This is a genomic window from Rubritalea sp., from assembly GCF_039830215.1.
Lineage (GTDB): Bacteria > Verrucomicrobiota > Verrucomicrobiia > Verrucomicrobiales > Akkermansiaceae > Rubritalea.
Map to the genome: position 1 here is coordinate 1 of NZ_JBDOPO010000309.1, position 3,732 is coordinate 3,732.

The window sequence follows — 3,732 nt, forward strand, 5'->3', positions numbered from 1 at the left end:
CATGGTGAAGCACTTCCTGTGACAAATTCTTCAGCGACACCACAGCCGCGCATCAAACGCCATTTGTAGTGGTCGTGCTTGAGCCAGAGCTCCCAAAGATTAGCGAAGTGGTGATCGTCGAGGATCTCCTGCTGGTTTAGGTGCGTGTGGAAGTCGATAATTGGAAGAGGGGCAGCGATCTCATGGTAGAGCCGCTTTGCCGTTTCCGTATCGAGGAAAATGTCCCGGTGTAAATACATGCTTAGATAGCGCTCAGTGGTTCGAATCCGAGTGATGCCGCGATTTCGTTGAGTTCAGCAAGCTCGGCGTCACTGAAGAGTAGACCACCAGCTTCTTCTGATTTTTTAGCAGCTTCGGCTTCGAGTTGTCCTGGGAGAATGCAGTTTCTGTTGCCTTCGCCGAGGATGTTTTCGAGCACAGCTTTGACGTTGCCTGATTGGTCTTTTCCATCGGCAAATGCACCGCCGGAGATAGCATCAGGGTGGATGATCTGGAAGAAGAACGCAGTAGTTGTTTTCACGTCTGTGCCGGGCTGAGCGTGGCCGCGCAGTGTAGGAAGTGAGCCGCCGATGAATGCTGCTGTAATCTCGTTGATGAGTGAGAGGCCGTAGCCTTTGTGTGCACCGAATGGAAGTAGTGCAGAGACTTCATTTGGGTCAATAGTTGGCTTGCCGTCGCTGTCTACCGCTGCGAGTTGTGGCAGTTCTTTGCCTTCGCGTTTGAGCTGTTGCACGCGGCCCATTGCTACAGTGGATGTTGCCCAGTCGATACAGATTGGGTATCCGAGGGCATCAGTAGTTGGGAAGCCCCAGCTGTGTGGGTTGGTGCCGAGGGTCGGAGTCTTTCCACAGAATGGAACTACTTCAGCAAGTGTGGATGTGCAGTTTGTGTAAGCAATATAACCACGCTTTGCTGCTTCGATGACATAGCCGCCACCCCAGAGGTAGTGGAAGCAGTTGTCGACGCTGACGATGCCAACTCCGTGCTTTTCAGCGAGCTCGATAGCACGCTCGAAAGCTTGTTTGGCAACAGCCTGCCCGAGCTTTTTGTTGGAATTCCATGTCTCTGCTGCGCTGAAGCGGTTTTCAACCACTTCGATTTCTGCACCAGGGACACAACCGCCAGCAACTGAGCCGAACAGGTCGTCAAGATGGAGAGCTTTGAGAGCATTGTGTGTGCGGTTGCCGTGCCATGTAGCTGCGGCGCACATTTCGGCTGCAGCGCGCGCTTCGTCAGCTTGGAAGCCACGTGCTTCGTAGGCTGCTTGGACGAGTTTGTTGTGGGATTCTACGGAAATGACGTTCATGAGATTGTGGAAATGATTTGAGTTACGATGTCTTGAGGTGTGTTTTCAATCGAGACGGTGAGTGTGTCGTCGCCTGGGGTTTCGAGGGTGGCGAGCTGGCTGTCTAATAAGGATGCTGGCATGAAGTGCTCGCCTTCTTTGCTGCGTTCTTCGAGTCGTGCTAGCAATGTCTCACGGCTTCCATGAAGGTGGACAAAGCTAGGTAGCACTTTTGCCGTTTCGAGCAACTTGCGGTAGCTTTGCTTGAGTGCGGAGCACGCGATGATGATCGGCTGGTCGGAGTGTTCGTCTAGCAGGTCGCGTAGAGCGATCAACCAGCCTTGGCGGTCATCATCAGTGAGGGGCGTGCCGCTAGCCATCTTAGTGATGTTAGCGGAGGGGTGGAAGTCGTCGCCGTCGAAAAAGGCTGCACCAGTAGCTTCTGCAAGCTGAGTGCCAACAGTAGATTTACCACAGCCACTTACCCCCATGAGGATGACTGAGCTGCCTAGCGGTTGACGATGTTCTGACATGCTTCAGGGCCTTCGGTGAGTATTTGCATAATGTTCTGCGCAGCAGTGGATGCCATCGCGGCATTTGACTCTTCAGTGTTTGAACCGACGTGTGGTGTCACGAGAATGTTCGGCAGCGTGCGGAGGTCCTTACCTTCAGCTTGTGGTGTGTATGGCTCGTTTTCGAATACGTCGAGAGCCGCGGCTGCGAGGTGGTTGTTGGATAGTGCGTCATAAAGGTCGTTTTCGCAGACCAGAGCACCACGAGCAGAATTGATGAAATGTGCGCCAGCCTTCATCTTAGCAAAGAATTCAGCGTTGGCGATGTGTTTGGTAGACTCTAGCACAGGAAGAAGGGTGAGAACGTAATCTGCGTCCTTTAATGCTTCGTCAAGAGAAGTCGTGTAGTGAGTAATTCCGTCTTCTGGTGCAAAATTCGGTTTCTCCATGATGTCGTATCCTGTGACTACCATACCGAATCCGTGATGAAGCTTCGCCGCAAGTGTGCGGCCGATGCGGCCGCACCCGAGGATCGAGATGTTGCGGTTACGTATTTCAAAGCCGCCCTTAGGAGCCCACTGGCCCGCGACTGTGCTAGCATGTGCGTCATGGATGTGGCGTGCGAGTGCTCCAATCATCCAAACTGCGTGCTCGGCAACAGCATTGTCGAGAACTCCTGGAGTGTTTGCGACCCATAGACCGTTCGCGGTCGCTAGGTCTTTATTCACACTGTCGTGGCCGACGCCGTAGCGGGCGATGACGCCGCCTTTAGGGAGGCTGGTGTAGAGTTCGCCCGTGTATGGGTGAATGTCGGCAATAAATGCTTTGACGTTATTGTCACGAATAGCAGCTGCAAGAGTGGGCTCGTCTTCAGCGACGGGGGTGAACTGAAAGCTCGTAGTCGCATTCAGAGTTTCAAACGTACTGCTCGCTTTGGCGTAAGAGATTTCAGAGACAAAAATGGTTTCCATCCAGATAGGTTGCCCTTCGATGTGACCTTTGAACAATATTACCCTGCGTATATGTAATTTTTAATATGCGACGTGCGGGTTTATTTTCGCGTCGGAATGTGACGTGGGACAAGCCACGGTCATTTCTTACGAAAGAGACTTGGAGGTAAGCCATTTTTCTCTTTGAAGTTACGCCTAAATGTGTTGATTGATGTGTGGCTGATCAGTCAGCAATCTGGGACACTACTAGTGTTGTGTTCGCTAGTAGAGGGCGGTGTGAATTTTATAGTTCAAATTGTATTTTCCGGGGGAAGCTCAAGCGGAGTCGCGGTATACAGAACGCATATGCGATTCTGGAAGCTTAAAACTGTCGGTTACTATAGCTATTGCTAGCTCTGTGTTGGCCGTCTCGCTCATAAAGGGGGTGTGCTTGCTCACTATATAGTCGGTGATGATTTTGTAGGGAATAGAAAGGCCTGTGGCAGCCTTCTTTAGGCGAATGAGCGGCGTGAGTACTAATGCTTGGTGTTTATTGGCCGAATGTGAAGTTTCCTTTTCGCAGGCGTAGCTGTTGAGAGTTGCGCCGAGGCTCTGCATAGTTTCTTCGCTCATTGGAATAACTGAGTTACGTAGTAGTTCGATATAAGGGGAGCCGCTCAAGCTCAAAGGTAAGTCTATTTGTTTCCAAGTTACTAAAGTGATACAATTAGTGAGGAGGAATGAAGAGTGCTTCGCTGGGTCGCAGTTCGACATTTAGGTGATCTAATTGGATGGACGCGGAGGTCTTAAAGTTGAAAATAGCTACAATTCTGTGGTGTGAACGATTCTTTATGCTCTCTTGTTGTAAAACCTGCTTATTTGGCAGCCTAAAGAATAAAGGGCACCACCGGCAACTCCCGTTGTCGGTGTGTGAGTTATTGATTCTTTAAATTTGCGAGCATAGCTCGTTTTGTCGATAGCCACCCTTCGGGCTGGAAAGACTTTC

At 51.0% G+C, this 3,732-nt stretch carries 5 protein-coding genes; all 5 read right to left on the reverse strand.

Going from position 1 to position 3,732, the window contains the following annotated elements; genetic code table 11:
- On the reverse strand, window positions 1-239 hold a 239-nt coding region (locus ABGY95_RS10310), incomplete at its 3' end, for a glucuronate isomerase (protein WP_347441599.1).
- A 2-nt stretch (window positions 240-241) separates the two neighbouring features.
- A complete protein-coding gene (locus tag ABGY95_RS10315) occupies window positions 242-1,306 on the reverse strand; it encodes an Ldh family oxidoreductase (RefSeq protein WP_347441600.1) in 1,065 nt (354 codons plus the stop codon).
- Window positions 1,303-1,818, reverse strand: coding sequence for a gluconokinase (locus tag ABGY95_RS10320; protein ID WP_347441601.1), 516 nt, complete (start codon window positions 1,816-1,818; stop codon window positions 1,303-1,305). The genes ABGY95_RS10315 and ABGY95_RS10320 overlap by 4 nt, the downstream gene beginning before the upstream one ends.
- Window positions 1,794-2,768: an NAD(P)-dependent oxidoreductase gene (locus tag ABGY95_RS10325; RefSeq protein ID WP_347441602.1), complete on the reverse strand. Its 975-nt coding sequence runs from the start codon at window positions 2,766-2,768 to the stop codon at window positions 1,794-1,796. Before ABGY95_RS10325 ends, ABGY95_RS10320 begins: the two co-directional genes overlap by 25 nt.
- 294 nt (window positions 2,769-3,062) lie before the next feature.
- Complete coding sequence (locus tag ABGY95_RS10330; protein ID WP_347441603.1) at window positions 3,063-3,359, reverse strand: hypothetical protein; 297 nt, start codon at window positions 3,357-3,359, stop codon at window positions 3,063-3,065.
- Window positions 3,360-3,732 lie beyond the last annotated feature (373 nt).